General features: G+C 33.3%; 1 protein-coding gene. It reads left to right on the forward strand.

Features of this window, described 5'->3' with window-relative positions:
- Window positions 1-122 precede the first annotated feature (122 nt).
- Entirely contained in the window at window positions 123-1,088 is a 966-nt protein-coding gene (accA, locus tag CKF59_RS06665; RefSeq protein ID WP_119535164.1) for an acetyl-CoA carboxylase carboxyl transferase subunit alpha, read from the forward strand.
- Window positions 1,089-1,263 lie beyond the last annotated feature (175 nt).

Raw genomic sequence — 1,263 nt, forward strand, 5'->3', positions numbered from 1 at the left:
CCTGTATTTTTAATGCAATTTTAGAATTTGACTATAAGTCTTTTTGCTTAAATACAGGAGTTGTTTAATAATACCGTTTAACTTCACCTAGGTGTAACTACACCTATCTTTAAGTTTAAATTATGGAACGTACATATTTACCTTTCGAAAAACCTATTGAAGAATTAGCACAAAAGATTGCAGCTCTCAAGAACTCTGAAGTAGCTCAATCTTCTGATGTTGATCTTCAAAGTGATATCGCTAGTTTAGAAAGTAAACAATTAGAACTCTCTAAAAAAATCTTTTCTAATCTTAGCCCATGGCAAATTACGCAAATTGCTCGTCATCCAGACCGTCCACATACTCCGGATTATATTAAATTAATCTTTACCGATTACCAAGAATTATGTGGAGATCGTGCTTACGCTGATGACCGTGCGATTATTGGAGGCTTAGCTCGCTTTGATGGTAAACCAGTTATGGTAATTGGTCACCAAAAAGGTCGTAAAGTTCAAGAAAAAGTAAAATGTAACTTTGGGATGCCATCTCCAGAAGGTTATCGTAAAGCTTTACGTCTTGCAAAACTTGCAGAACAATATAAGATTCCAGTGATTACTTTTATCGATACTGCTGGAGCTTATGCAGGAGTTGGAGCTGAAGAACGTGGTCAATCTGAAGCTATCGCTCGTAATCTTCGTGAACTCTCTAACTTAAAAACTCCAATTATTTGTAATGTTGTGGGTGAAGGTGGTTCAGGTGGAGCTTTAGCAATTGGTGTTGGTGACAATGTAAATATGCTTCAGTTCTCAACCTATTCAGTTATTTCTCCTGAAGGTTGTGCCTCAATTCTTTGGAAATCAGCAGAAAAAGCTTCAACAGCAGCTGAAACTATGGGCTTAACTGCACCTAAAATTAAAAAATTAGGTTTAATTGATGAAATTATTCCAGAACCTCTAGGTGGGGCTCATAGTGATTACCAAACTACAGCAAATAATATTGCTGAGGTTATTCGTAAACAATTATCAGTTTTAGAAGAACTTTCTACTGAAGAATTATTAGAAAAACGTTATCAACGTCTCTTAAGTTTTGGTGACTTTGATATTGAATAACAAAAACAATTAAAGGAAGTAGAAGCTCTACTTCCTTTTCCTTTATAGATCGAGAAGACAAAATTATTTAAATTATTTAGTGATTTTGGTTATACTATAAACATAGATCTATTTGTTTCTAATAAATTTTTTACTGTTTTTTATTATGAATATAGCTTTAATTATTGTTTTATTT

This window comes from Psittacicella gerlachiana (assembly GCF_003585965.1).
In the GTDB taxonomy this organism is placed as follows: domain Bacteria; phylum Pseudomonadota; class Gammaproteobacteria; order Enterobacterales; family Psittacicellaceae; genus Psittacicella; species Psittacicella gerlachiana.

Bases quoted from the DNA above. Each gene is read 5' to 3' on its own strand.
- accA (WP_119535164.1), top strand. From the start codon at position 123: ATGGAACGTACATATTTACCTTTCGAAAAACCTATTGAAGAATTAGCA.